Here is a 261-nt window from a genome sequence, read left to right as displayed (position 1 = left end):
CCCATGAACAGCCTGTTCCACGGATCGCTTCGGAAGTGATGCGGGCGCTGTACGACTACCCATGGCCGGGTAACATCAGGCAGCTGCGCAACACGATCGAACGCCTTTCGATTTTGCAGGAAGGAGGAGTGATCCAACTGGAGAATTTGCCTGCTTCGTTTCGCGAACGTACGGAGGCAGCCGCCTCTGATGCGCCAGAACGTAATGCGTCCCGGCAATCGGTCACCAGTTTGTTTGAAAGAGACTTTTCGGAGCGAGAGC

General features: G+C 56.3%; 1 pseudogene. It reads left to right on the top strand.

Annotated features, from left to right (window positions below):
• A pseudogene (locus MXD62_RS08920) lies at positions 1–261 on the top strand (sigma-54-dependent Fis family transcriptional regulator); the annotation flags it as partial.

The sequence above is a fragment of the Frankia sp. Mgl5 genome (assembly GCF_023242985.1).
GTDB classification, from domain to species: Bacteria; Actinomycetota; Actinomycetes; order Frankiales; family Frankiaceae; genus Parafrankia; species Parafrankia soli.
Note: the sequence above shows the minus strand (reverse complement) of the source record. Positions and strands in the feature narration are given on the sequence as shown.